The sequence below is a fragment of the Candidatus Obscuribacterales bacterium genome (genome assembly GCA_019744775.1).
Taxonomy (GTDB): Bacteria; Cyanobacteriota; Vampirovibrionia; order Obscuribacterales; family Obscuribacteraceae; genus SBAT01.
In genome coordinates, this window is sequence record JAIETZ010000001.1 from 757,817 (window position 1) to 784,355 (window position 26,539).

Here is a 26,539-nt window from a genome sequence, read left to right on the forward strand (position 1 = left end):
CTATTTCCTCGCAAATACAAGTTCAGGATGCTGTTACTTTTGACAGCATCGGTGAAAGACGTTTGTGAAACTCAGTGGCATTTTCAAAAGCATGCGCAGCATTCAATAGCTTTGCATCGGATAGCGCCGGACCTAATAATTGAAGTCCAATCGGCAATCCGTTTTTGTCGAAACCACATGGTAAGGAAATTCCCGGAATCCCAGCCAAGTTGGCAGGAATTGTCGCAATGTCTGAAAGATACATGCTCAACGGGTCTGATGTTTTGGAACCAAATTCAAAAGCTGTAGATGGTGCAGTCGGACAAATGACAAGATCAAACTTGGCAAATGCTTTATCGAAATCTTCTTTGATGAGCCTGCGCACTTGCTGGGCTTTCTTGTAGTAGGCATCGTAATAGCCCGAGCTCAGTGCAAATGTGCCAAGCATGATGCGGCGTTTTACTTCAGCGCCTAGACCTTCTTGGCGCGTCTTGTAATACATAGAAAGAATGTCTTTTGCTTCCTTATTCCGGTGACCATATTTCACGCCATCGTAGCGAGCCAAGTTTGCTGAAGCTTCTGCTGTTGCAAGCAAGTAATAAACAGGAAGCGCATGTTTGAAATTCGGCATTGATACTTCTTCAACTTGGGCTCCGAGCTTTCTATAAGTTTCCGCAGCGGCAGCAATTGACTCTTTGACTTCAGCTTCAATTCCTTCGGCAAGAAATTCTTTGATAACGGCAATTTTCATGCCCGAAATATTGCCTGTCAGCGCAGCAACAAAATCAGGTGCTGCTTGCTGGATAGATGTCGAATCATTTGCGTCATGTCCTGCAATTGTTGAAAGAACGTGGGCAACATCTTCAACTGATCTACCAAACGGTCCTATTTGATCGAGACTGGAAGCGAATGCCACTAAACCAAATCTTGAAACCATGCCGTATGTCGGTTTCATACCGACTACGCCACAAAACGATGCCGGCTGTCTAATTGAGCCGCCGGTATCAGAACCAAGTGAGACAACTGAAAATCCAGCTGCCACTGCTGCTGCTGATCCACCTGAAGATCCACCAGGAACAGTCTTAGTATTCCATGGATTTCTCGTTAGTTTATTTGCAGAGTTTTCAGTCGATGAACCCATAGCAAATTCATCCATGTTGGTTTTGCCGACAGGCAATGCACCGGCTTGTAAAAGTTTGTTTGCGACAGTTGCATCATATGGTGGCACAAAGTCAGCCAATATTTTGCTTGAGCAAGTTGTCTTGTAGTCTTTGATGCAAATGTTGTCTTTGATAGCAATAGGAATGCCGGCCAAGGCAGGCAAACTTCCACCAGATGCCACCAGCTTATCAATTTCGTCTGCTTGCTTTTCAGCCAGCTTTTCAGTCAGGCAATTGAATGCATCAATCTCTTTTTCATGACGATCGATTTGCTCTTGGTGCGCCTTGAGAATTTCCCGAGCGGAAACCTCTTTGTTCACCAACATCTGCTTTAGCTTGCGGACCGAAGCCCCGATTAACTCAGTCATTTTTACTCTTAGCTAAACAAGTAAGTAGTTTACCCTACATACTTCTTGAATACCAGACTGGCATTGTGTCCGCCGAAGCCGAAGCTATTCGACATTGCCACATTTACAGGAGTATTCTTGCGCGCTTGGTTGGGCACGTAGTCAAGGTCACATTCAGGATCCGGATTATCCAGGTTGATAGTAGGAGGCAAAATGGAATCGTGGATAGCCATGATTGAAGCTATAGCCTCAATAGCTCCAGCGGCGCCAATTAAGTGCCCTGTCATTGACTTGGTTGAACTAACAGCCAGCTTACGGCTTGTAGCATGGTCTTCGAACACTCGCTTAATAGCAGTCGTCTCAGCACGGTCCCCAAGCGTTGTTGATGTGCCGTGCGCATTGACGTAGTTGACGTCTTGCGGCTTTAAATTGGCGTCCTTTAATGCCATTACCATGGCACGCGCTGCGCCTTCGCCATCAGCTGGCGGCTGCACAATGTCCCAGGCATCGCCCGACAGACCGAACCCAGCAATTTCCGCATAAATATGAGCACCACGCTTTTTAGCGTGACTGAGCGATTCCAGAATAATAATGGCACCACCTTCACCCATTACAAATCCATCGCGATCACGATCAAACGGACGGCTTGCTCGTGTTGGATCATCATTGCGGGTTGAAAGTGTTCTTGCTGCAGCAAATCCTGCCATACATAGAGTTGTAATCGGTGCTTCGCTGCCGCCTGCAAACATTACATCAGCTTCGCCGCGTTGAATGAATCTGACAGCATCTCCAATTGAGTTAGCTGATGTTGCACAAGCTGTGACGGTGCAAGAGTTCGGTCCTTTTGCTTTATGCAAAATAGAGATCCAACCAGCGGCCATATTCACGATAAGTGCAGGCACTGTGAATGGTGAACAGCGATCCGGTCCTTTTTGTAGCAAGACACGAAATTGATTTTCTAAAGTTTGAAAACCACCAGCACCAGAACCGACACAAACTCCAACGCGAGTAGGATCTTCTTGATCCATATCCAGCTTCGCATCAGCGACTGCAAGTTTACTTGCTGCAATAGCCATCTGAATAAAACGATCCATACGTTTCGCTTTTTTGGGATCAACCCACTGCGTTGGATCAAATTCTGTCATTTCAGCTGCAATTTTGCACGCTGATTGTTCCGCTTCCGGAACCAAGGTGACTTTCCTCACTCCGGATTTACCAGAGACAATTCCATTCCAGAATTCGTCTTTACCAACGCCTACTGCGCAGACTGGACCCAAACCTGTGACTACTACTCTTTCGTCCATAATTTTTATAACGCTCCGGTTCCGCTTCGCTACACCTTCGCTAAGCCTTCCGGCACTCCTTATTTGCTTCGCTTCTTGTGGTTCAACTACCAAACACACGGCCTCATTTTTGCGATGAGGCCGTGTGCGAATTATGGTGTCATTAACTGCCTAGATGTGGGCAGAGATGTACTTAACTGCTTCACCAACGGTGGTGATCTTTTCGGCATCTTCATCAGGAATTTCGCAACCGAATTCTTCCTCAAGAGCCATTACCAACTCTACTGTATCCAATGAGTCAGCACCCAGGTCTTGAGTGAAGCTAGCTTCCATGGTTACTTCGTCAGCATTGACGTTAAGTTGAGCAACTGTGACTTTCTTTACGCGCTCGAATGCTTCCTTCTCTTCCATTGGTTCTTAAAACCCCCTTATGTCCGTCCGAAAATTTGTTGCGGATTGCTCTATAGCAACCCTGGTTCGCTCTTTAACAGAGGCTCAATAGGATAGCATGCCCTAAGGCTCTGTAGTCACACTCTGAAACCATCGTTCACAAACCGATGAAATAGGCGCCAGCTTAGATATACAAGCCCCCATCGACCTTAATTACCTGACCTGTAACGTACTCTGCCGGTCCGGCAAAAAATGCCACGGCTCTGGCGATGTCCTCTGGAGTGCCCATTCTGCCTAGCGGAATGTGCTCTACAACTTTGCTTATTTTTTCCTCACCAAGTGCCTTAGTCATGTCAGTTGCAATAAATCCTGGAGCAACTGCATTGCAGGTTATGTTTCGTGAAGCGTATTCACGAGCAATGGTCTTGGTGAATCCGATTAAACCGGCTTTAGCTGCGGCATAGTTGGCTTGACCAGCATTGCCGTGAACACCAGTTGTTGAGGCAATATTGATGATGCGACCAAAACGCTGCTTGGACATAGCCTTGAGTACAGGCTTTGTGACTTTGAAAGCGGAGGTCAGGTTTGTATCGATGACTGCCTGCCAGTTTTCTTCGGTCATACGTATAAATAGATCGTCGCGGGTAATACCGGCGTTATTTACAAGGATGTCGATACGTCCCCAGGTGTTAAGAACCGTTTCAACCATCTTCTCAATGCTGTCCGCTTGAGTAACGTTACATGGCACGCCAATTACATCTCCGCCTTCTGCCTTAAGCTCTTGAGCAGTTGTTTTGGTTGTTTCTTCGTTAATATCGGTAATGACGATTTTGGCGCCTTGCTTCATCATCAAGGTAGCGATAGCTCTACCAATGCCGCGTCCTGAGCCGGTTACGATGGCAACCTTGTCATCCAGCATTCCCATTTTTGTGGTTCCTTCTTTTGTGGCCGTATTAGTCTGCATAAATATCCCTCTACCGCTTAAAAATGCGCGAATAGACGATTTAACTAGTTCTTGAGCGTTCTGTCTTTAAAGATTTATATAAGGACGTCAATTCGGGACGTTATTGCCACAGCGCAATTAGCCTATCTGCAGCCGCTTCCAGCTTGTTACGCTCCGGCAATTGCTTCAGCCAACGCTCGGGAATGGCAGAGGCTCCGTGATAGGCGCCCGATAATGCTCCGACAATTGCCGAGCCCGTGTCGGTGTCTCCACCGGCAGACGCGGCGGCGCATAAAGCTTCTTCCAAATTGTGACGAAATATGAGGAATATTCCGAAAGCGGTCGGTACCGCTTCCTGCACATCAGATTCAATGTTCAAGAGCGAATAAGGCAGTTCATGTGCCGGATGAATGTAGTCGAGATCTGGAGCAACGTCGTCCCAGTATTCTGCAAAGCGCGCATCAATTTTTTGCGCGGTGGCAAATTCTGCTTTTACAAAATCACGGACTTCTTGCTCATTGTCTAAACGCTTGCCACTGATAAATCCGGAAACACTTTCAGCCAATACTGCAGCAGCAGCCCAAACTCGACTGTCTGCGTGCGTCAATTTTGCTTGTTCAACAGCAATGTCCACGACCGACTTTGTATCGGGCAAACAGCCAATTAGATACGCACGCACTGCAGCAGAATCATGCAATGCTTCAGGCGAATTATCATTCACTGGTTCTTCGCCATCAGCCATGCGACGCAACGAAGCTAAACACGGAGCACCTGGTGCGCCTCTCAAAAAGGGCTCTGACTCAAGTAATCCGGTAAGACGTCCTTTGAGATCGCCGGAATCAAACTTGCCTTTGTTGGCAATTAGAGAATCTGCTATTGCCAGCGCTGAATATGTATCGGCCAAAATTGTGCCTGGCTCGTGCCCCGGCAGATGACTACGCAAAAGTCCTGGGCTCAGGTCTCTAATGCCTTGTGGTCCAAGACTAGCGACAATTTCCCTGCGAGTAAGCCCAATGCAGCTTCCTCCCATGGAATTAGCCACAGCCGAACCTAGAATTGTGCCTCTAATTCGGTCAGCTACCTTTTCATCAATCTTGTTAGGCACGAAATTTATCCTATCTCTGCAATTTCTAAATTCACACAATTTCTAAACAATTATGCCAGAGGAAGTACCCATTCCGACTAGCCAAGATAAAACCCGTTGGTCATAAGCCATGTCAGTGGGGTTTTCCCCGCGACAATAAAAGGAAAGTCGTTTAATCTTCTTGGCAACAACTTAATGCCTCTGGAGGGCTTTTCCAAATGGGTAATTCGATTGATGGAGCCAGTTTTCCTCAAGACCAATTAGAGAAGCGCAAAGCACCACACGCGACAGACTCCGGACCTGATTTATTACTCGACTATCTAACATCATCTAGCGACCAAGTCGGCAAATCCGTCAACAAAACAGTCGACAGTGCGTTGACTGACGATAGCCTAATGGGAACAGGCAGCCGTATTGCTTACGTGCTTGGATCAGGTGCAGCAAAATCAACTGTTGGTTTCGGTAAAGCAGTAGTTCACGATCTGACACCAGAACACTGGGGTGAAACAGGAGTCAAAGCGGGATCAGCTTTTTTAATTGGCGTCGGCATGCGTACCTTGCTACCAAAAGCTGGCGCAGTTAAAGCCATAGTAGGCACAGTAATGGGACTGTCATTCGTAAAAGATGCACTAACACCAGGAATTGAAGCTTGTAGCGCCGCACTAAACAAGCGTAGTCGCGCAGATCTCGATAAAGCCGCCGACAAAATGGGCGACGGTTACGGGATGTTTGCACTCGACAGTTTGGTCGGTATCAAGCTTGGCATGAAAGGCGAGCATGTTGCGGGCAAAGTAATTGACAAACATTTTCCTGGTTTAGATGTTGCTAAATCAAATTTATTGAATAGCACAAGAAATCCCCTCGGCAGAGCAGTGAAAGCATTTGCTGACCCAGTTTCTCAATCTGCAAAAAGCGTAGAGACCAAGCTCACCGAAAATCGTGATGCCATTCAAGTAAAAATCGATGAGCACAACGTCGCTAAGATCCATGAATTTAAAATGCTCCGCCGGAAAGAGCAAGAGATCAAAGACTTGTTTGCAGCAGAAAAAACAGAAACTGAGGCAGCTAAAAAGTCGGCGAAGCCCGATGCTCCAGAGCTGCCAGTCTCGGGACAAGACAAATTCACATACGACGCAGACAATTTGGCAAAGATTGGCCAAATTCGTGCCGAGGTTCAAAACGCCCGCTCACTAGAAGCAGAGGAATTTGATCACCTGCAGAACGGAATCATTATGCCCACAGAGGTATCACAGAATCCAGCGCTTAATGAAAAGGTCAATCCTGTTTATCGTCAAACAACCGATCAAATAATTGCTTTAGCCAAACGAATGACCAACAAACAAAACGCAGAAGAACTGATGGATTTTGTGAACACACACAAAATCGCTCGAGAGCAATTCATGTTTGGACTTCCCAAAGCACTAGACCACAACAACTTCTTCATCGACTTTTGGAAGATAAAGATGGGTGGACTCATCAACAAAGCAGGCGTGCCACCAGAAACAATCAAACAACACAAGCCGCCTCTTACTGCGGTATTGCCGACCAATGAAGGCCCTTACATTCAACCTTCAATTCCAAAAGTCATGGACACAGCTGTAGCCGTCGTCGAAGCTGACTCGCGTGTTCACAGAGACGGTCCAGCACAATGTCACGAAGCGGATCACGAATTTACTTTCAATCAATTCTTGCGCTTCGACGCCAAGACTCGCGAAAAGTGGTTGGGTGACATTGCCAAAGAAACACTAAAAGAACACAACATCGAAAACAAAGCGATGACCCTAAGCAACGGCAAGCCATTCCTAGATCAAAATGGCAAACCTGTAACTTACGAAGAGGCGATCAAGAACATATTGAAAGCACAGCCTAACGAAAACTCTTCCGATTGGGCCGGCACCGGCGTGAGCGGACATGCACTAGCAGTTCAGTACGGAGCGCTCGAAATGTCCTGGCAGGGACAACTGGGTAAGAATAGCTACATCTCGAAAGCCTTTGCGGACGCTGAAAATCCATTAGGATTTGAAGTTCACAATTTGGGACGTAGTCGTATTCTAGCTATGGCTGAAGTTATGAGAATGCGCGCCAACGGGCACGAAAGATCGCTCAACATAGCCAATGCTCTAACCAACTGGGCTAATAGAGCAAGCGAAGCAGGCGACACCTATCGCTGGGAAATGCTTAACTACAACGAACAAACAGGTAGACATTCAAGAACAGGCAATTTCTTAGAAATACCTCTGGCAGTTTGGGATACGGCAATCAAGAAAACAGCACAGAAACAATTGTTCCAGCCATTGGAAAGACTGAACGGAAAAACTCTGCACGAGTGCTTGCCTGACCAGGGAAAAGTAGTCGACAGATGTTTGGATCTCGCGCAGACAATATCTGATGCCGCCATAAAGAATCTGGACAAGGTTGAAGGCTTCGACAAGTACGTCGAAGAGTTCAACGCTAAATATCCGGATCCGCAACTTGGCAAAATGAATATGGTCGACGTCTTTAACTCAGGGCCAATTGCAGAAGCATTAGCATTTGCAGCAGGTCTTTCCGGCAAAGAAGTTGATGCACGAGTCGATAAAGTACACAGCTGGGTTCGTTCGCAATTCCGCGACCACCAATACGAACCGTTGCCTGTCGCTAACTCTCCAGCGGCAATAGACCCAATTCCTGTAGCCTTAAAAATGGCCAACGAAGCAATTAATTCCTGGAACCGCGCTCGCCGAATGCCGGAAGCTGCCGTAACCAACAATTTGGCTTCGGCAACAGGAGCTTTCAACCTAGATACCCTAATGCGCCAGCACAGGCTCGACAAAGACCAGGAAAGTCAACAAAAGCAATAGTCATTGGGATTCCATGACAAATTATTTGGCGGAGGCTATTATGGTTAGTAGCCTGAAGCCCCAATTTGCAGTGGAGATTAGTAATGGTGAAATTGCAGGCAGCTAAATTTGCCCTCCTGCTCGTCTTATCCATTGGTTTCATAATCTGTGACTCAAGCAACATCTGCCTTGCAGAACGTGACTCACCGTACGCTCGACAGCATTATCAGCAAGCCATGTCCCTCATTCAAAATGGTGACTATCTCGGTGCCATCGAACAGTTAAAGCGTTCTATTGGCTACGATCCGGACAACAAAAATGCCCAACAATATTTGGGACTTTGTTATATGGAAACAGGCAATAACCCGGAAGCCGAGAGATACTTTCGCACCGCCTTGAATATAGACAGCAACTTCGTTGAATGCACTTATAACTACGGAGTTTTATTGCGCAGGATGAACAGGACTCACGAAGCGCAAAATCAATTTCTTAGATCCATTGAAATCAATCCTAAGTATCCGCCTCCTTACTATCAATTGGGACAAATTCTAAAAGAGAAGGGTGATCTTGATGGCGCCATTGATAGGTTTGAAACGGCAACACGTTTGAAGCCTGATTTTTATGATGCCCAAAGAGATTTGGGGCTAGCCATATTTGAACGTGCAGGCATTGGTGATAACAACGCCGCGTTGGATAAACTCCTTACATGCGCTCGTTTAGTTCCGGACAATCCAATGGTGCATTATTACTTAGGCACCATCTACTGTGCCGACGGCAGACTGGATGATGCGGAAAAAGAATATCGCACTGTTTTGGCAATTGACCCACGCCATGCAGCAGCACATTTTGAACTTGGCAAACTACGATACTACAGAGGTGACCTTGATCGTTGCATGCTTGAAGTAAAAGAAGCTGAGAAGATAAGTCCCTCTTACGGCGATACAAAGAACTACCCAAAAATTGATCCTGTGGCAATCAAACGCATCATTGCCCGCTGCATGGAATTCAAAGGCAAGCGAATAGAATCAGTGGATGCTTGGAAGGAGGCAGCTTCTGTTACTAAGGACAATCAAGCAATTCTCAAACACATTGCCGAATTGGAAATGCAATTGCGCAAGGAAGCAAAACAGAAAAAGAGAAGCAAGAAAGATCAAATTGTTGTGTTTGATCCCGCTGAAGTTGACGCGCTAGTTGCACGAGGACTTGGACAATTCGAAGATAATAATTTGCAGGGTGCTCGCCAGAGTTTCAACAAAGCCCTTGAGTTGAACCCCGCCAGCTTTGAAGCGATGCAGAATCTAGGATTTACGCTTGAAGCAACAGGCGACCTCAATGGGGCTCTTTCGCAATACCAGACGGCAGTTACATTAAATCCACAGTTTGACGGAGCCTATTACAACATCGCTTATGTGCTGGAAAAGGTGGGTTTGCCTGCCGAAGCCGGCATGATGTATCAGCAATTTCATGAATTAGCCGGCAAATATCCTTACGATCCAAAGCACATTGTGGCGCTACAGCAGGCGGATGCTCGCGAAAGAGCGAAACAGCAGCAGACCCTCAAGCGTGGTTACTAGAAACCTGATAGGGTATATAAAATATAGGCACTCCGAAAATAGGTACCCTTATGCTCGATCACATCTTGAAGATAGATGAATTTCAAAGTCAGCTGGCTGAATATAGACGACAGCACAGCACAAAAGGGTGCCGAATTACGCATATGATAGGGGTCCCTCTCATCGCATTATCGATCCCGGTGTCATTCTTTAACAAGAGACTTGCCACAGGCATGTTTGTAATCGGTTGGATATTTCAATTCATTGGACATATTGTTTATCAACATAACCGTCCAATGTTTATGACAGAAATGCGCAGTCCCGCAACTATTTTAGCGGCGCTGACATTCGTCACCGAAGAGTGGATACAATTTCTCGACGAAGCATCCCGCAAGAGTGTTGAGCCGCTTAACGAACCAAATACTTACGACCTTGGTTAAGGTGTAGCCGGTGCCGGCACTGCCGAATCCTTGGTGGTTTCTTCTTTTGAAGCTTCTTCTGCAGGCGGAGTTTGAAGCGATGGCTTCTCATCCTTAGGAGCTTCAATTTGAGTCTTGTCTTTCTTCTTCAGGTCCAACTTGCCTGTGAGTAATGCAGTTACGTCGTTGACCATAACAACTGCCATTAAGACAAGCAGGCTGATAAAGCCCCACTTCACTATCTCTCCATGAGTAGTATCGTGCATCGGCTTTCCACGTACCGCTTCAATGAGCATGGCAAACACGTGCCAACCATCAAGTGCCGGCCACGGCAAGACGTTAATAATTGCCAGGTCGACAGAGATCATAATGGTGAACAAGAACAGTTGACTCCAGTCTTGCTGGGCAATATCTGCACCAATTTTGATAACGGCAAGAACACCGTGCAAATCCTGCACGCTAAAAGCAGGCTGCCCGTTAACACCACCGGCATGACCACCGGAGGCAACTCCAACTATCATCTGCCCCATTGCATCGAGCATACTTGCTGTTAAGACCCAAAGTCTTTCACCGGCAAGCATCATTACATTGAGAAATCCACCATCAACTTTGTGATAGCTAATGGGACCTTTTGAAACAAGCGCCATACCAACTTTGCCATCTTTGTTTGTCGTCATCGGTACAAGCATGTCTTTACCGTCACGAATAACCTTGACGCTGACTTCTTGCATTTTGCGCGCAACCAAAAGGTGCACGGCTTCATCGGTAGTGGTTACCGTATAGCCGTCGATTTCAAGTATCTGGTCACCAATTTGAATTCCGGCTTCTTTGGCAATTGGATTGCTGGCAATAAGTGAATGAACAATTGTCGGTTGCGCCGGCTCACCAAAAGAGAAAAGCATTGCAGCCATCACAAAGTAAGCAAAGATAACGTTGAATGTCACACCGGCAAGCGCCACACAAATGCGTTGCCAAATTGGGAATTTTCGGAATGGTTTTAGTTGCAGCCCGAATGTTTCTTCATGAGTACTTGATTCATCACCTAATTCAGGGATAGCAACAAAGCCACCAAGCAAGCACGCGTAAACGCGGAATTCTGTTCCCCATTTCTTTCCAAGAACTGCATATGGACCGAATGGCAATCCAAATCCAAATACAGGCGTTTGAAAACCAAAAAATCTTGCAACTGAAAAATGTCCAAATTCATGGACAAGAATAAGTATGCTGAGAATTGCCAGCATTACGAAGACTGCAAAAGTTTGCGCTAACAGATGTTCCACAATTTAATTCCTAAAGGCTAGATGTAGTCCAGCATGACATCCTTATAATAGTACTTAAGTATTTGGGGAGCATTATAACCATTTTCCGCCAACGCCTTGGCTCCCCACTGTGAAAGCCCAAGTCCATGTCCAAAGCCGCGCCCGGCAAAAACGTACCTGCCTGCCTCGACACCGACGTTAAATTTGGTACTTGGCAGAGCGAGAAATCGTCTGAATTGCTCACCAGAGACCACTCGAGCCGCTTTACTACCGGATATGAGCATCTTTTGCACTCTCATGGCATCACTGCGCGAGAGAATTTCTATGTTTAACAGTGAGCCAACATCGACTTTGTTCTTTCGCAATGTTTCTTCAAGAGCGTCAGTTGATGAGTCCTGTAGCCAGGAAAACTTCGGTGATGCGTCATCAAAGTCAGGCACAGATTGAAGATAACTTCTGGCCCCTCCCCACACTGATTCTGGCGCTTCCGTGTGTCCACCGCCGCCGCTATGAAAATATGCCGTGATTATTTTGCCGAATTGTTTGAGAACAATTCCTTGCGTTTGTGCCACTGCTAAATTTCCGGCTTCTGTTTCTTGTGCAACGCCTGTGTAAACTTGATCTTCCGTATTGGCTTTCACATCATAGCCATCTGTTGCATGCTTGCCTAAATTGGCCATCGCGTATGAGCGCGCAGCAATAGCTTGTGCTTTAAGTGCTTCCGGATGCCACTGTGACGGCATCTCCGACGGCAAAACAGAAAGAAGGTAATCTTCCAAATCAACCAAGTTGATCACGTTGAGTTTGTCGTTGCTTGAGCGATTAGGCGTAAGTAACAGTTGCCCGCGATAAAGCTTGCCGTTGACGCCAACTAAGCCATCCGGATTTTTTGGTGTCACTACATAACCATTTTGTCCGGCTAGTCCTAGCAAAACACCATGCCAGCCTTTATCTATATCTTGAGGCGCATTTGGTGTGTAACTTACCGGCTTCAGAGCGCTCGTAGTGGTGGCATCAGCTACTGAAACGGAAAGAGTTCCTCTCTTCGATGCCACAATAAACTTCTGAGATGGACCTGAACTGCCGACAATTTCGCCAGTTGCCTGATCAATAATGTCAGCTCCATCAGGCGTGTTTAGATCCAACTTGTCTGAACCTAACGACAAACCAACTTTGAGCATTTGGGAAAAACTATTTCCTTGAGCTTCCGGTATTGCTGGTCGCAACTCTTGCGAAGACACGGCGCTTACACTAAACCCAAAAATCAAAGCAATCGGCAGCAAACGGGAAGCGACATTCCAAAGACTGCCTTTGAACTTTGTCGGACGCGCACTAAGTCGAAAAGAACCTGCAGTTGACTCCAAGTAGCTAGCTTGTTTCCAATTGCTAGTAGTCGTTTTTTCAGCTTCCCGGGTCTCCATAAAAGCAAAAACCGCCGCCATACCTGCGGCTAGTTCTTCCTCAGTCGGTTGTCCTGGCTGATAATCCACCGTAGTCCTTCGAACTTTCTAGTAAGACGCTGTCTTAGGGCAACATTATAGTCCCCCTTGAACACTTAGATGTTCCATAAAACTATTTGCCTAGAGGCTTAACTTTGGCTGAAAAGGCACCCAGGGCGATTATTTCGGGTTCTGCCGGGTAAGTAGAAAGAGCACAAGTCAATTTCTAATTAAGTTAATAGGACACTTCCAGTCCAATTAACTTGCGACTCCGGCTACATAAAGCCAGAGGGTTAAGACACAGCGAATGCCCGAAAAACCAGAAGGGACCAACAATCCAGAGAAAAAGCCTCTGCCTAATCATGGGCAGGAAGCCTCTGCCGTCAAACCTCAGGACACAGACAATATAGACAAAGGCGAAAAAGCACCGCAATTCCAGGCTTCCCAGAAGTTATCGGAGACCGCCTGGGCACCTGAAAATCAGACTGTAACCGCCTTTGCGCCAACCTTGCCGGCTGGGTTTCCTCAGCCTGAACTTGTAGGCGACAGTATTGTCGAGGGCCGGGTGCTTAAGTCAGACGAAGTTAGAAAATCCTGGGACCTCGACGACCAGCAAATTGAAAGCCTGGCAAAACAAATTAGGGAGTGTATTGATAGACGATCTTTTGCCGGTATGGGCGCGCCGGATCCGGACACCAAACAAATAGCTCGACTGCTTGAAGGTCTCAAATTGAGCGACCGGCGGGCAGTGGAAATGGTGCTCAACAAGAAGCAAGATTTCCGCCAAGAACTCCAAACACTTCTTAGCCAGAGACCGGGAGACTTAAATAGTCTAATTGCCATATTGGACAGACCTGATAGACAAGACAATCTTCCTCTCGAAAATACTCAAGCAGTTCATTACGCGCACAAGATAGTTGAATCATTGCAAGGGTTCTCTAAAGAAGGCGCTGACACAACTGTAAATTTACTTGCTCCACTAAACAAAGCCGAGCGCCAACAGATTGAGGCTGAGCTGAGCAACGAATTAAAAATGCCGTTTAGAAATTGGCTACATCAAGGGGCACTCAATAACGAATCTATCGCGCAGATAGAAGCAACACTTGATCATCCGGACAGCGGCACCGACTATAAAGGCAGTATCAAAGTTTTAATGGGTGGGCTCAAAGATAATTGGTCCTCCAGCAAGGAAAATGCGATTCTGCACATAGTCTCCGGAATGGACGGCAAAGAGATACGAGACTCAGGATTATTCCAGGAACTTCGGTCTTCGCAATATCTCTCCACGACTGCTCAACAAGTGTTGGACGTGACACTTACAGGAAGAGATAAATGGACTGCTGACAAACAACAATCGCGCGAACTTGGGGAAGTTGCCTTAAAAGCAAAAAATCTAGAAGTCTTCAAAGATGCCATGCAATCTCCAGCGGCTCGTGAATACTTTAGAACGTCCGAAGGTTCGAAGAAAATCGACGATACCTATTCCGGTCCATTTGATAGTCGAGACAAACAGATTGCTCATGATTATGCAGAGCTAAATGACACCAAGTTGCTCACTGATTTGCAAATGTATCAATTTTCACTTTCACCGAGCCGTGAAGCAATCACACAACGGCTAATGTCGGCAACGGAAGATGAGAAGAAACTCTTTCAACAAGGGCGTGGTCTTGCCGATCTAAGACCAAAAGAAACCGAAGAAGAAAAAGCCGCCAACAGATATTACCTTGATGTTTTTGAAGCCTTGCGCAGCGCTTCGAAGTACGACTCAAAACAATTAAAAGAATGGACTGGCATGTTGCTGGATACTAAGTCCGCAACAAAAGAAGAAAAAACGGATCCTCGCCAACAAATTCTGGAGATGAACAAAAGTGGCGTCTCCGGATTGGATGCCGTCAGGCAACTTGAAGACATTTTGAAAACCAATCCGGAACTGGTAACCAAGTTGAACGGTGAGGACAAGGAATTACAAGCAGCCTTTTCCTCCGCGCTAAAACGAGTATCCGAAGATGCTCGCAATGCAGCTATCGCCGGCAACATGTGGAAAGACATGACGGATCCAAGTAATCTCAATCCGATTTCAGCGATGCTAAATGCGCCGGAGCGCATGCGACGACAAGGCGAGCTCGCACAAGACATCACTTCATCAGCTGAAGACAAATTATCTAAACAGCTGTTGACACAAGGACAACTATCCCTAGAGCAAAAACTCTTTGTCGCCGGCGACAAGAAATTGTCGGCAAATGATCTTCTATCCCTAAGTGCTGACGAGAAACAGCATCTTCTCAAAGGACAACTAGCACCAAAACTTCAAGAAGTCGTTTTCGGCAAGGGCAAAGAAAGCGAATTCATTCACTCCATCCTGTCCAAGCAAGACACAAAGCTAACGACACTAGATCAGATACGTGCATTTTCACTTGGGCGCGGAGCCAGCGCAGAGCAGATTGAAGCACTAATGGATCAAATGTCAGTCATCCAGCGCAAAGAACTCTCTGATCAATACTTTGCTAAGTACCAGAGTGTAATGCACGCAGATATTTTGCAACAGATCAAAGATCCGGTCGATAAGGCAAGAATATTACAAAGCTTGCGTCATGCCGATGACACCGCCGAGCAAAAGATCATCAATACACAGATTGAACAAACCAAACATTCAGGACCATTGGACAGTCTGTCAGAGGCATATTCACCCGATCAGCGCATGTCTAGTAGATATTCACGAGCAGCTGAATCATTCTATCGACAAGTAAAAGATGGTCTAACAGACAAACAAAAAGATTCATTAGAGAATCTGTCCCCGGAAAAGAAACAAGAAATTGCTACAGCCTTGATGAAGTACCAATCTTCTCTAAAGAAATATTGGTCTGCGCAAAAGGACTATACTCGCAATAAAGAAGAGATGTCAGAACAACTAGCTGACGCGACGCTAACAGCAGGTGCTGTTATTGCCTCTATCGCACAGCCGGAACTCACGCCGGCACTGCTAGCTCGAACTGCAGCATTAAGCGCGGCAGGTAGACTCGGCATCAAACAAGCTGTGATGAGCGGGGACTTTGACACATCACAAGAAAGTTTCCAAAAAGAATTGTACAAAGGAACCATGACAGGCGTACTGAATTCCCTTGGCGGTCAAGCATTCAGCTCCGGAAGATTTGTTTCACTTGGAAAATTCAGCAAGGTTGCCTCAACTGCCGGAGAAAAGACAGTTAGCGAACTAGCATCCAACAACGCACTTAAATCAGTTCTAAAAGATGACGCGGCACAAATTCTTGAAGGCAAACTTGAGCAAACGACAATGGATAAAGTCTTCGGGTCACCGAAGACTTGTATGAATGACGCAAAGGCAATTGCCAAATCAATTGCTCCGAAAGCCAATGATGAACAGATTGATTTAATCGCCAAGTCGATTCAACAGCATCGCAAACAAGAAGTACTAAACTCCTTCAAAGGAAAACTATGGCACGAAGGCGATCAACTAGCTACCAGTATTACGGCGTCAGTAGCAGGTGCAACTTTCGCTGAAATTGCCTCCACTGCCGTCGGCTACGAGAGTCCGACAACACTACTAAAACGCCTCGAGCTTTCAGGACAGGCGGCAGCTGTTGGTGGAACCCTCTTTCACTTCGGCTTTAAAGCTGTCGGAAAAGGCGTACAGGGTCTAACCAACGTCATTATCGGCAAGGACGCACAGGGACATCTATATGCCGGCCCCGGCACACGAGTAATTTCCGACGGCAAACAAATTATCGTTGGCAAGGAGCCATATTATTTCAAGAAGGACGACGTCGTTGTCGAAACTGCTCCACGCCGCAGAGATTGTATAGACGCTCCACCATTTCTAGAAGCTGCCTCCTTGCCACCAAAATCAGAATGGATTGAACCTCCAGACACAACACTCGAAAAACAAAGACCAAAGACAGAAATTGCTACGCCCACACCTTTGGAAAAGTCGAGCAGAGCCTTCGACAAAGTGCCGGAAGATTTCAGGCAACAGCTACGCGCTCTAAATGATGAGCAACTTTCGCTGTACGAAAAACAGTTCGAACAAACACTGCCCTCCACTACAGACCCTGTACTCAAAGAAACAGTTAGCCAAATGCTTGCCTATACAAGGCTACTAAAAAATGTCCGAGCACGTGTCGACGGTTACATCACAACCAAACCTAAAGTCGAGTCACAGCCGGAAATTATCGAGAAACCACCAGAACCCAAACCAGAAGCATCATTTTTGGGCAAACTTAGCGAAATTGTTGATACAAGCGACAGCGAGCTGGCTGCTCGACGAACAATTTCCGGCAGAACACCGGCAGAAATCCGTCAACTTGCCGAAGCCTGCCAACTCACTGAAGAAGACGTGAGGTTTGCTTACGCAAGCACCAGCAGCGATCTGGCTGCTTCAATCGAACGATATCATAATTTAGCGCAGAAAAGTCCATCAGAACGCCTGCAACAGGCGGCAAAGCGGCTCGAATTGTTCACGTCGATGGTTCAAGAAGAACGCATACAAAGATTCCAGCACCGTTATCCGTCTATTCTCAAAACGCAAATACGATCTGTAGCAGCCAAAGACTTCGACGAGCTTTCCAAACATAGAAAAATGCTTGATGAAATAATCAAGGATAATAGATATGACAGGGCTGTCGCCTATTGCAAGCAAGAAATTGGACTGGTCAGCGAATTACAAGCGGAACATCTTTCCAAGACTCTTGATCAAAATCTATCTAAGCGTATCTCATCAGATCAAATTCCTCCTGTAGGAGAAGAAATACGATTACTTTGGCAATATGATCTCGGCAGTAATCGAGATGGCGTTAATGCAATAATTGGGAAACCCAGAGCTGAAGCGATGACTGCGTCCCGCATCGGCATCACAATGTCCAGGCTTTCCCGCGCAGATGGCGTGCCAAAAGCAACCGGAGAGCCTGTATTAATTAGCGACAATTTGGCAGCAATCCCCTGGCGAGATGGAGAAATCCTGTACAGCCACAATAATGAAATCACAGTAAATGACCGTATTGCAAAAACCAGCAGAACGATAAACTCATCTGGACAATTAATTGAATGCCTGCACAACAATGGTGAATTGCGACAATATACGTACGATCCGACGACCAATGAAGTAGCGACGATTAAGTACAAGCAGGGTACTGACGTTGTTACTTACGAAAAACATGCCGGTTCATTTCAGATGCGCACGCGTCACGCAGATGGCAGCGAATCCATCGAGCCATTGCCAACACTAAAGAAAATTGAGACGAATCCAGATGGCAGTTACACATTCGATAGAGATGCTGTCCGCACCGTCACATTTCCAGATGGTTCTCAACAATTTCATTACGGAGAGGGACGAGCCGTTCACCACGCCAATATAGAAGTGGAAGCAGCGCGATTAGACAAAAATAGTTCCGATGCATTTCATGAAATAGGCGATACTAAGTTAGCTGAAAAAACACCCAATATTGTCAACAAACGTATCTTCCGATTTTCAAGACTTCTTACCAGCTTCGATGCCATGGCAGCAGAAACAAAGATGTCCTTGGATGATAAAGCAGTATTCTACAAACATCTCAATCGCTTGATGGATGATAGCAAGGACCAAGCCATTGGTTCCAGAGCAGCACGCAGGGAACTGGCTGAACAAGTGCTCTACAATGCAGTGCATGCACGCGACATCGACCAAGGACAAAATAATACTTGTAATGTCACAACAATCGAGAAGAGATGTTGGGCTAGACATCCTGTAGCTATGGCCCAATTTGCCGCTGATATCGCCGAGCATGGAAAATTTATCACCACATCGGGCAAAGTGATTGATATGTCACAAGTAGTTGACGGACTAAGACCGGATGCTGAAGCTAGAAAAAACCTAAGGCTCCAGCGCGATGGACATCACAACGTCTTAGTTATGGACGGTCAGAGGAGTTGGCTAAGCCAGATGACACAAATTGCTATGGTGAATACAGGATGGAAGGAGATGTCTGCGATCGTCTCTGCTGAAGGCATTATGAATCCACCGAATATCGCCTTTGACCGTTACGGCAAAGTACTCGGCAAAATTGATCCGAATGACGCAACGAAAATTTATGACGGAAACAACAAGGTAAAACGCACTTGGTCATCAGGAGACGAGGTTTTCGATGAACACAAGCAACCCCTAAATCTAAAGCAGGAAGATCTAGTATTCGACTCCAAGCACCAAGTCATTGGTATTCTGGGACGCTCCAAAATAGAAAAACTCTTTGATGCCAATAACCAGGTTGCAAATTCCAGCTTAAATCCTGGCGATATTCTCTATGATGCTCCCGGTGGTAATCCGGTAGTGCGAGCTACGCAATTCGGAGAGATTGAGTACGGCAAAAAATTCGGCAAGCTGGACAGGCAACCCGGGAAACCAGAAAGACAACTAGACAAAAAGACACCACTCACGGAGCAAGAAGTGTTATTGATCAAGAAGCCAAAGGCTCGTGAATATTGCAAGAGCGAACGAGGAAACTATATTAACCAGCCGAAAATGTCACTGGATCACTTCAAACGTATAAGCGAGGAAGTCACCGGCATTGCAGAAGACCAACCTTTCGTAGTCATGCGCACTCGCACAAAAGCAGAAAGTGATATCCGTATCGACATAACATCGAAAGAAGAATTATCCGAACAGTTAATAAAATGGAAAAGGGACAATAAATTGCCGGCTATCATTTATGTAAATGCAGCACAACCACCCTTCGGTCAGCATATGGACGCTAGTGACGCCACCGGCATAAAGCACGATTGGCATGTAATTAATGCATGGGACTTCGATGGGACCAATGTGGATATCACAAACCAATGGGGCAAAAAGCACAATATAAAAATTCCTCTTGAGCAGCTTTTTGACGCAATGCAAGATCCAAATGGTAGATTAGGCACCGAATAATATGACGAGCACCAATAGCATAGCTTTAGTTGACGAGGGACAGATCAAATTCATGTCCATTCCCTCAGGCTTTGTCCAGCAATTCATGGACCCTTCCGAGTGGCATCACTCTCGGTATGTGAAAAACTTTCATCGCACGGATAACCCAAACGTGCGTCTTGTCTTTTACTTCCGAGGCAACCCACTAGGAGAAGACGAAGGAGATAACTTTGGTCGTTTATTGAGTAATCCTACGCACGTCTTGAGCAATGAGGAGATTGAATCGCTGGAGCTTATGCTATTTGAAGATTGTGACTCGGAAGACTTCAAATTGACTGTCGCACAGACTGAGGAAATTAACGGACGTACGGTCCTGCGTTTTGAGGGTACTTGGATTGAGCCGGATTTGCACGATGTGGGCATTTTCATCCATGCTAATCCAAAGACACACCTAGTTCAGGAAGTACACTTCCTAGCGCCGGCAAAAGACTATGAGGCGTTTAAGCACTACTTCAACGAGGCTTTGAAGACGATAGCGTGGAGGTGATTCCACATTGTCATCTGAGCCCTTCGGCTTCCTGAAACGGGCGCATGCAATGCGCCCCTACAATTGAATGACGATGTCTTAGTCTGTCTAGCCCTTGAGAGCTTCAGCGCCGCCGACGATTTCAAGAAGTTCCTGAGTGATGCTTGCTTGACGTGCCTTGTTGTAGACGAGCGTCAGCGAGTTGATCAGGTCTTGAGCGTTGGTTGAGGCGTTGCTCATGGCGGTCATACGGGCAGCCAGCTCGGAAGCAGATGCTTCAAGCAATGCTTGGTAGATGACGTTTTCAATGTATTTCGGCAGTAGTTGCAATTCCAGTACTTCTTGAACTGTTGGCTCAAAAAGCATTTCCGGTTGCAGAGCAATATGCTCTTCTGCCGGTGGCATCTCAACTGGCAAGAACTTTGTATTTATAACTTCGGAACGAAGCATTGAAATAAAGTCGGTACCAATTATTTCTACCGCATCAATAGTGCCTTTAACGAACATCTCGCCGGCTTGGTCAGCAATAAGCTTTGCTTCTTCAACTGTTGGGATTGCCGGAAGCAATGTGTAGGTTTTTAGTTTTTCGACTTTGATATTACGGAAGAAGAGAACTGCCTTCATACCAACAAGGATAAGTTTGACTTCCTTGCCTTCTTTTTGCAGAGTCTGAATTCTATCCAGTGTCTTTCTGAAAATGGTTGTGTTGTACGAACCACACAGACCACGATCAGATGTGATTACCAAGAGTCCAACAGACTTTACTTCGCGACGGTGCAAAAGCGGCAAGTCCTGCACATCAAAGGCAGCGGTGTCACGCACCACTTCTCTGAGCATCTTCACTACACGCTGCGTAAATGGACGGGCAGCCAGCACTCTTGCTTGTGCACGACGTACTTTGGCCGCGGCCACCATTTTCATGGCTTTCGTGATTTTTTGTGTGGACTGAACGCTTTTAATGCGCCGGCGAATTGCCTTTAGGTTTGCCATGGTTTACGACGTTCCTTTTATGCCTTGAAGAAATTGTCCTTGAACTTCACGAGTTGATCGTGAAGGGCTTTTTCTTCTTGCTCGGTCGGCTTGCTGCCAGAGTTCAACTTGGTTTCAACTTCCTTGCCTTGAGCAGCGAGATACTTGAACCATTCAGTCTTGAACTTGCCGATGTCTTTGCTATCTACATCGTCCAAGACGCCTTTGTTGGCGGCGAAGATGATGGAGACCTGTTGAGCCAAGGACAATGGTTGGTATTGAGGTTGCTTCAATACTTCGATCAACTTCTGACCGCGGCGGATTTGGTCTTGTGTTGCTTTGTCCAAATCAGATGCGAATTGAGCAAATGCTTCCAATTCACGGAATTGGGCTAGGTCGAGACGCAACTTACCAGCCACTGTTTTCATGGCTTTTGTTTGAGCGGCGCCACCTACACGGGATACGGAGATACCAGCGTTAATAGCTGGGCGTACGCCTGCGTAGAACAAGTCTGTTTCCAGGAATATCTGACCGTCGGTGATTGAAATCACGTTTGTCGGAATGTATGCGGAAACGTCGCCTGCTTGTGTTTCGATAATCGGCAAAGCTGTCAGTGATCCACCACCCAGCTTTTCGCTCAACTTGGAAGCACGCTCAAGTAGGCGGCTATGCAAGTAGAATACGTCTCCTGGATAAGCTTCACGACCTGGCGGACGACGCAAGAGCAAGCTCATTGCGCGGTAGGCTTGAGCGTGTCTAGATAAGTCATCGTATACGTTCAAGGCGTGTTGACCTTTGAACATGAAGTACTCACCCATAGCAGCTCCGGCATATGGTGCCAAGAATTGCATGGCTGCTGATGCTGTAGCTGGAGCGTTAACGATGATGGAGTATTCCATCGCGCCGTGCTCTTCAAGAATCTTTTGCAGACGAGCTACGTTGGATTCTTTTTGTCCGATAGCTACATAAATACAGATTGGGCGATTCGGCTGATTCTTTTGGTTGATGATTGTGTCGATAGCGATAGCTGTCTTACCAGTTTGGCGATCCCCGATGATAAGTTCACGCTGACCACGACCGATTGGAATCATACCGTCGATAGCGGAGATACCAGTCATCAATGGTTCGCATACCGATTGACGGCTGACGATACCAGGAGCTTTGAATTCGATTGGACGGAATTCTGTTGCTTGAATTGGTCCTTTGCCATCGAGTGGAACACCCAATGGGTCAACCACACGACCGAGGAGTGCTTCACCGACTGGGCAAGAAGCGATACGTCCGGTTGTCTTAACCGTCATTCCCTCTTGAATCTTTTTGCCTTCGTCGAGAATTACAACACCGACGTTGTCTTCTTCAAGGTTCAAAACCATACCCATGGTTTTGTCTTCGTCGGCAAACTCAACTAGTTCACCGGCCATGGCCTTTTCCATCCCGAAAATACGGGCGATACCATCACCTACCTGGATAACGCTTCCTACGTTGGTGACGTTCAAAGAAGCACGGTATTGCTCCAATTGTGTCTTTAATACGGAAGTGATTTCGTCCGGTCTGATTGCCATTTGTTTGATCCTCTACTTCGTTCCTAAACTTTGTGTATTAAACGGAAACTAAAACCTTTTCCAACGATTGCAGTTTGCCTAGCAAACTACCATCGATTACTTGATCGCCAATGCGGAGCACAGCGCCTCCAATGAGGGACTGATCCACTTGGACATCAAGCTCAAGCTTCTTGCCGAGCTTGTCGGCAATTTTCTTCTTGATGCCTTGAACTGTTGCATCATCAAGCTGTTCAGCACTGGTCAAAGTGGCTGAAACAATATTCTTGCGAGCAAACAGAAGTCTCTTATATTCGCTCTCGATAAGCGGCAAGAGTTCAAAACGACGCTTATCAATGAGAAGCTCAAGAAGACGCAATGTGCTTTCCTGCACATGCTTCTTGAACATGTCTACAACCATTTTCTTCTTCTCAGCACCAGGAATTCCTGGGTGAGCAAGAACGGTTGCAAAATCATTTGCTTCACCAATAACTTTATTGACGGCTGTTATATCGGCGAGAACTTTCTCGTCGAGATCACCACCGGCGGACTGCGCCAATTCCAGCACAGCTTCGGCGTATCTTTCAGCAACGTTAGTCTGTTCGGACTTCATTTAAATAACCCTTTTTATCGCTCCGGCTCGCAGAGCCTCTCCTTCGCTTAGCTATCCAGCTACCCAGCTTGGCTCCGCTGCGACCGGCTCATCGCCGCTCTTGCTTCGCCTACTCTTCTCTCATTTTTCAACCAATTGCTTTGGGCGGGCGCCACCCATGGACTCAATCTGATCAACGAAATCGTTGAGCAACTTGCCCTTGGTGTTGATGCTAATTGCCTTTGGCAATGCTTCCTTAGTCAAATCAATGGCTGCCTTGGCTGCCACTGCTCTCAATTCAGTAATTGCCAACTGACGCTCTTTGGCAATTTCTTGCTCGATGCGCACTGACAAATCAGCAAGTTCTTTCTTGGTGGATTCTTCGATTTCTTTCTTCATCTCGATGGCAACTTGCTTTGCTTCATCGATGATGCGTGATGCTTCTTTCTCAGCTTCAGCAATTTTCTTTTGCTGTTCTGCCAAGAATGCTTCGCCTTCGGCACGGGCTGCAGCAGCTTCTTTCAAAGCCGCATCAATGCCGTCTTTACGCGAGGCAAAAACTGCCGGCATCTTGGTTGACCACATCCAGACAATAAGCCCAACCAGCACCAGCCAGTTGAGTAAATTGTTTTCGAATATCCCAAAAATTGAAAAACCTTCGTGCATAACTGCCACCATTTAACTGGCTACCTCAAGAGCGCTTTTTACACGCTCGCGATCCACGGACAACGACACACGCTCACCCAGAAGCTTGTGTGCAATATCCTCGATAAGCTCAATTTCTTGATTTACCAGAGGATCAACAAGCGCTTTGCGCTCGTTTACGATTTGAGCTTTTGCAGCTTCGAGCTTTTTAGCGCCTTCAGCTTTTATTTTGCCCAACTCGTCATTGCGACCTTGATTAGCTTTCTGTGTAGCTTCGTTGATGACGGACTGCGCTTCAGAACGAATCTTATGCAGATGCTCCTGATAGTGCGTGACCAAGTCACCAGCTTGTCCGTGCGCGTCTTTGCCGGCTTTCAGATCGCCTGAAATTTTGGCGGCGCGCGCTTCCAAGACTCTGCCTACTGGCTTCAACATTATCTGGTTTAGCAGATACATGAAAGCCAAAAAGCTGAGAACGAAAATGATAAGCGTTGGATTTATATCGAACATTGTTTATCGACTTCCCTTCAGAGACTCAATACGACGGGAGACCTTCAACTTCGTTGAGGTCTCCCGCGAATGAATCTTAGACTTTGGTTCCGAATGTGAAGAGCATAATGGCGATAACGAAAGCGAGAAGTCCGAGAGCTTCCATCAAAGCGGCGATGATGATGGCGTTTGCCAACAACTTGCCGGCCATTTCTGGTTGACGAGCCATGCCTTCTAGAGCACGGGAACCGGCAACACCGATACCAATACCAGGTCCGAATACGCCAACGACGGCAATTCCGGAGCCTATGAGTGAAGCGGCTTTAATAATGGTTGCGCTATCCATACCAGCAACAGCAGTACCTGCTTGGGCGATGATTTGAGGTTCCACTAACCTTCTCCTAGCAAAATGAAGTGTCTGACTACATCAGGCGACGAATTCGAAAATTCGCAGACCTGCGCTTCCTCTTAGTGAGAAGCGCCATCGATTATAGCAAGCGTGACGAAAATCTTGCCTTTATATAGATGATCTTTTGTATTCATGCTTCATCATCTGTAACGAGCCTGTGATGAGGCTTTTACCGAGATGCCAATTGTTGGCGCAGCAATATGCGACAGCCGCGGGCTTTAATTTTCGCTTAGAGATTGAAACCTAGTGATGCTCAGCGACCGTCAGTCCGATGTAGATCGACGTCAACAAAGCAAATACAAATGCCTGAATAAGACCAATGAAAAGTTCAAACGCCATGATGCCTGTCGGTAAAAGTACCGGCATCATCATCAAGAATGCGGCGCGTAGCAATTCGTCAGCTGTGATAACGACCATAAGTCGCAAAGCCAGTGTTGATGGACGAACTACCAAGTCGAGAATTTCAATTGGGTTCGCAAGATGCTTACCGTAACTGACTCCATGCTTCCAGAAGCCGGAGCCCAAGTAAACAAGCAAGGCGACCATAGCAAGTCCAAACGTCACGTTTAGATCTGTTGTTGGTGAAGCAATTTCAAATGGCTCACCGTCTTTGAGATGGAACCAACCCGGCATGTGCTCAAACGCACGCCATGGTCCAACACCGATAAAGTTGCCTAATAAGACAAATATAAAGATCGCTGCAATTAGCGGGAAGAATTTTTTGTAGTGGTGACCAATTTGACCATGCGCTAGATCATCTACGAACTTGTAAACCATCTCCAGCATTGCCTGACCCTTGCCGCCGGCACCTTCGACAACCAGTCCGCGGACGATAAGAGCCGCTGCTAACAGAATGCCGCCCATACAGAGCCAAGCCAACAAGAGAGTGTCTACGTGAATGCTTCCCAGGCTTCCGTCGATATTGATCGGTCCTACCGAGGTGCTTCCACCGAAGATATTGATTTTGTTGATAGCTGGGTCGTTTACAAACTGTGAAAGTTCAAGATTTTTGCCTAGCATGAGTCCTTGCTTTCCTACGCGCTAACTTCAAGAGCCGCGTCGAATGAGTCCCAAAATCCCCGAAAAAGGGGAACAGTCCCGCATCATAGCAGATGCTGGGACTGTCCTTCATTACAAGGGATTATAAATAACGCTCCGGTTACGCTATCGCTTCACCTTCGCTTGCCTTCCGGCAACCCTTAGCGCTTCGCAGCGACCTGCTTATCGCAGCTCTTGCTACGCTAGCAAGGCTAAGGAATTACTTGCCTCTTTCCGGAACGAGAACTTCGTCGATTTCGTAAATCGTGGCGTTCTTGTAGTTCTTGCCTTCGCCCTGGATGATGGCGCCGTCGATTGAGATTGAGCCATCTTTGTTATTGATCATTACAAACTCGCCTTCTTCGGTTTTAGCCGAGCGCATGTTTGCCAGATCGTCCTTGGACAGTTTGCGAGGCACGATGTGATAAGCGAGCACTTTGTGCAATTGCCCGTGGTTCTTCATCAAAGCTTCGCGCTTTGCCTTCGGCATTTTTTCCCAGGCAGCATCCGTAGGAGCAAAAACGGTCACAGCCTTTTTGTTCTTAAGGGAGTAGCACATGCCGGCCTTCTTCATAATGCAGCAGGTCTTCATGTGGTTGCCGACGCTCGGGCACTTTTTGCTGTTCTTGGAGCAGCTAGCACCTGTTCCAGCAGAAGCGCCTTGAGCGGAAAGGGTTCCGATCAAAAGAGCAGCTGCTGCGAAAGTCATCAAATTCTTAGTAAGCATCTGTTTCGATTTCCTCAATTTAGGTCTAAACCTAGCCGATCA

Annotated in this window: 20 protein-coding genes; 5 read left to right on the forward strand and 15 right to left on the reverse strand. The window is 46.7% G+C overall.

The genetic code is table 11. The features are described 5' to 3' along the window. Positions 1–22: 22 nt before the first annotated feature. The 5 genes from gatA to K2Y22_03370 all read right to left on the reverse strand — a co-directional run bounded on the left by gatA (position 23) and on the right by K2Y22_03370 (position 5,207). Entirely contained in the window at positions 23–1,507 is a 1,485-nt protein-coding gene (gene gatA, locus K2Y22_03350; protein ID MBX9877470.1) for an Asp-tRNA(Asn)/Glu-tRNA(Gln) amidotransferase subunit GatA, read from the reverse strand. 29 nt (positions 1,508–1,536) lie between these two features. Next, complete coding sequence (fabF, locus tag K2Y22_03355) at positions 1,537–2,790, reverse strand: beta-ketoacyl-ACP synthase II (protein ID MBX9877471.1); 1,254 nt, start codon at positions 2,788–2,790, stop codon at positions 1,537–1,539. Positions 2,791–2,940: 150 nt separating this feature from the next. Further along, complete coding sequence (acpP, locus tag K2Y22_03360) at positions 2,941–3,180, reverse strand: acyl carrier protein (GenBank protein ID MBX9877472.1); 240 nt, start codon at positions 3,178–3,180, stop codon at positions 2,941–2,943. Positions 3,181–3,343: 163 nt separating this feature from the next. Then, positions 3,344–4,123 (reverse strand): 3-oxoacyl-ACP reductase FabG, encoded by a 780-nt coding sequence (fabG, locus tag K2Y22_03365; protein MBX9877473.1) that lies wholly within the window; start codon positions 4,121–4,123, stop codon positions 3,344–3,346. Positions 4,124–4,223: 100 nt separating this feature from the next. Next, positions 4,224–5,207: an ADP-ribosylglycohydrolase family protein gene (locus tag K2Y22_03370; GenBank protein ID MBX9877474.1), complete on the reverse strand. Its 984-nt coding sequence runs from the start codon at positions 5,205–5,207 to the stop codon at positions 4,224–4,226. A 197-nt stretch (positions 5,208–5,404) separates the two neighbouring features. On the opposite strand from K2Y22_03370, the gene K2Y22_03375 reads away from it, so the two are divergent. The 3 genes from K2Y22_03375 (at position 5,405) to K2Y22_03385 (ending at position 9,998) form a co-directional block, all read left to right on the forward strand. Beyond that, positions 5,405–8,026 carry a hypothetical protein gene (locus K2Y22_03375; protein MBX9877475.1) on the forward strand — a complete coding sequence of 874 codons (2,622 nt, stop codon included), beginning with the start codon at positions 5,405–5,407 and terminating at the stop codon, positions 8,024–8,026. An 83-nt stretch (positions 8,027–8,109) separates the two neighbouring features. Further along, positions 8,110–9,579, forward strand: coding sequence for a tetratricopeptide repeat protein (locus K2Y22_03380; protein ID MBX9877476.1), 1,470 nt, complete (start codon positions 8,110–8,112; stop codon positions 9,577–9,579). A 50-nt stretch (positions 9,580–9,629) separates the two neighbouring features. Further along, positions 9,630–9,998 (forward strand): DUF962 domain-containing protein, encoded by a 369-nt coding sequence (locus K2Y22_03385; GenBank protein ID MBX9877477.1) that lies wholly within the window; start codon positions 9,630–9,632, stop codon positions 9,996–9,998. On the opposite strand, the gene K2Y22_03390 is transcribed toward K2Y22_03385, so the two are convergent. Then, positions 9,995–11,257: a site-2 protease family protein gene (locus K2Y22_03390; protein ID MBX9877478.1), complete on the reverse strand. Its 1,263-nt coding sequence runs from the start codon at positions 11,255–11,257 to the stop codon at positions 9,995–9,997. The two genes, K2Y22_03385 and K2Y22_03390, sit on opposite strands and share 4 nt — an antisense overlap. Before the next feature lie 17 nt (positions 11,258–11,274). After that, on the reverse strand, positions 11,275–12,726 hold the full coding sequence (locus K2Y22_03395; protein MBX9877479.1) for a SpoIID/LytB domain-containing protein: 1,452 nt from the start codon (positions 12,724–12,726) through the stop codon (positions 11,275–11,277). A 256-nt stretch (positions 12,727–12,982) separates the two neighbouring features. Here K2Y22_03395 and K2Y22_03400 point away from each other — a divergent pair, with 256 nt between their 5' ends. Next, complete coding sequence (locus tag K2Y22_03400; protein ID MBX9877480.1) at positions 12,983–19,585, forward strand: hypothetical protein; 6,603 nt, start codon at positions 12,983–12,985, stop codon at positions 19,583–19,585. Position 19,586: 1 nt separating this feature from the next. Next, positions 19,587–20,111, forward strand: a complete 525-nt coding sequence (locus K2Y22_03405) for a hypothetical protein (GenBank protein ID MBX9877481.1) — start codon at positions 19,587–19,589, stop codon at positions 20,109–20,111. 87 nt (positions 20,112–20,198) lie between these two features. Here the strand turns inward: K2Y22_03405 and atpG are convergent, their stop codons facing one another. The 8 genes from atpG to K2Y22_03445 form a co-directional block, all read right to left on the reverse strand. After that, positions 20,199–21,080 (reverse strand): ATP synthase F1 subunit gamma, encoded by an 882-nt coding sequence (gene atpG, locus K2Y22_03410; GenBank protein ID MBX9877482.1) that lies wholly within the window; start codon positions 21,078–21,080, stop codon positions 20,199–20,201. Positions 21,081–21,097: 17 nt separating this feature from the next. Continuing rightward, positions 21,098–22,621, reverse strand: coding sequence for a F0F1 ATP synthase subunit alpha (atpA, locus tag K2Y22_03415; protein MBX9877483.1), 1,524 nt, complete (start codon positions 22,619–22,621; stop codon positions 21,098–21,100). Between the two features lie 37 nt (positions 22,622–22,658). Next, a complete protein-coding gene (gene atpH / locus K2Y22_03420) occupies positions 22,659–23,210 on the reverse strand; it encodes an ATP synthase F1 subunit delta (protein ID MBX9877484.1) in 552 nt (183 codons plus the stop codon). A 120-nt stretch (positions 23,211–23,330) separates the two neighbouring features. Further along, positions 23,331–23,867 carry a hypothetical protein gene (locus tag K2Y22_03425; protein MBX9877485.1) on the reverse strand — a complete coding sequence of 179 codons (537 nt, stop codon included), beginning with the start codon at positions 23,865–23,867 and terminating at the stop codon, positions 23,331–23,333. Beyond that, positions 23,868–24,344: a hypothetical protein gene (locus K2Y22_03430; GenBank protein ID MBX9877486.1), complete on the reverse strand. Its 477-nt coding sequence runs from the start codon at positions 24,342–24,344 to the stop codon at positions 23,868–23,870. A gap of 76 nt (positions 24,345–24,420) precedes the next feature. Continuing rightward, a complete protein-coding gene (gene atpE / locus K2Y22_03435) occupies positions 24,421–24,669 on the reverse strand; it encodes an ATP synthase F0 subunit C (GenBank protein ID MBX9877487.1) in 249 nt (82 codons plus the stop codon). Positions 24,670–24,975: 306 nt separating this feature from the next. Continuing rightward, the gene (locus tag K2Y22_03440; protein ID MBX9877488.1) at positions 24,976–25,752 is read right to left on the reverse strand and encodes a F0F1 ATP synthase subunit A; all 777 of its coding nucleotides are present in this window, start codon (positions 25,750–25,752) and stop codon (positions 24,976–24,978) included. Positions 25,753–25,990: 238 nt separating this feature from the next. After that, positions 25,991–26,497 carry a fasciclin domain-containing protein gene (locus K2Y22_03445; GenBank protein MBX9877489.1) on the reverse strand — a complete coding sequence of 169 codons (507 nt, stop codon included), beginning with the start codon at positions 26,495–26,497 and terminating at the stop codon, positions 25,991–25,993. Positions 26,498–26,539: the final 42 nt, after the last annotated feature.

What these genes read in the sequence shown, in the direction of transcription:
- gatA (MBX9877470.1), bottom strand. Translation starts at nt 1,507, where the DNA reads ATGACTGAGTTAATCGGGGCTTCGGTCCGCAAGCTAAAGCAGATGTTG.
- fabF (MBX9877471.1), bottom strand. Translation starts at nt 2,790, where the DNA reads ATGGACGAAAGAGTAGTAGTCACAGGTTTGGGTCCAGTCTGCGCAGTA.
- acpP (MBX9877472.1), bottom strand. Translation starts at nt 3,180, where the DNA reads ATGGAAGAGAAGGAAGCATTCGAGCGCGTAAAGAAAGTCACAGTTGCT.
- fabG (MBX9877473.1), bottom strand. Translation starts at nt 4,123, where the DNA reads ATGCAGACTAATACGGCCACAAAAGAAGGAACCACAAAAATGGGAATG.
- K2Y22_03375 (MBX9877475.1), top strand. Translation starts at nt 5,405, where the DNA reads ATGGGTAATTCGATTGATGGAGCCAGTTTTCCTCAAGACCAATTAGAG.
- K2Y22_03380 (MBX9877476.1), top strand. Translation starts at nt 8,110, where the DNA reads ATGGTGAAATTGCAGGCAGCTAAATTTGCCCTCCTGCTCGTCTTATCC.
- K2Y22_03385 (MBX9877477.1), top strand. Translation starts at nt 9,630, where the DNA reads ATGCTCGATCACATCTTGAAGATAGATGAATTTCAAAGTCAGCTGGCT.
- K2Y22_03400 (MBX9877480.1), top strand. Translation starts at nt 12,983, where the DNA reads ATGCCCGAAAAACCAGAAGGGACCAACAATCCAGAGAAAAAGCCTCTG.
- K2Y22_03405 (MBX9877481.1), top strand. Translation starts at nt 19,587, where the DNA reads ATGACGAGCACCAATAGCATAGCTTTAGTTGACGAGGGACAGATCAAA.
- atpG (MBX9877482.1), bottom strand. Translation starts at nt 21,080, where the DNA reads ATGGCAAACCTAAAGGCAATTCGCCGGCGCATTAAAAGCGTTCAGTCC.
- atpA (MBX9877483.1), bottom strand. Translation starts at nt 22,621, where the DNA reads ATGGCAATCAGACCGGACGAAATCACTTCCGTATTAAAGACACAATTG.
- atpH (MBX9877484.1), bottom strand. Translation starts at nt 23,210, where the DNA reads ATGAAGTCCGAACAGACTAACGTTGCTGAAAGATACGCCGAAGCTGTG.
- K2Y22_03425 (MBX9877485.1), bottom strand. Translation starts at nt 23,867, where the DNA reads ATGGTGGCAGTTATGCACGAAGGTTTTTCAATTTTTGGGATATTCGAA.
- K2Y22_03430 (MBX9877486.1), bottom strand. Translation starts at nt 24,344, where the DNA reads ATGTTCGATATAAATCCAACGCTTATCATTTTCGTTCTCAGCTTTTTG.
- atpE (MBX9877487.1), bottom strand. Translation starts at nt 24,669, where the DNA reads ATGGATAGCGCAACCATTATTAAAGCCGCTTCACTCATAGGCTCCGGA.
- K2Y22_03440 (MBX9877488.1), bottom strand. Translation starts at nt 25,752, where the DNA reads ATGCTAGGCAAAAATCTTGAACTTTCACAGTTTGTAAACGACCCAGCT.
- K2Y22_03445 (MBX9877489.1), bottom strand. Translation starts at nt 26,497, where the DNA reads ATGCTTACTAAGAATTTGATGACTTTCGCAGCAGCTGCTCTTTTGATC.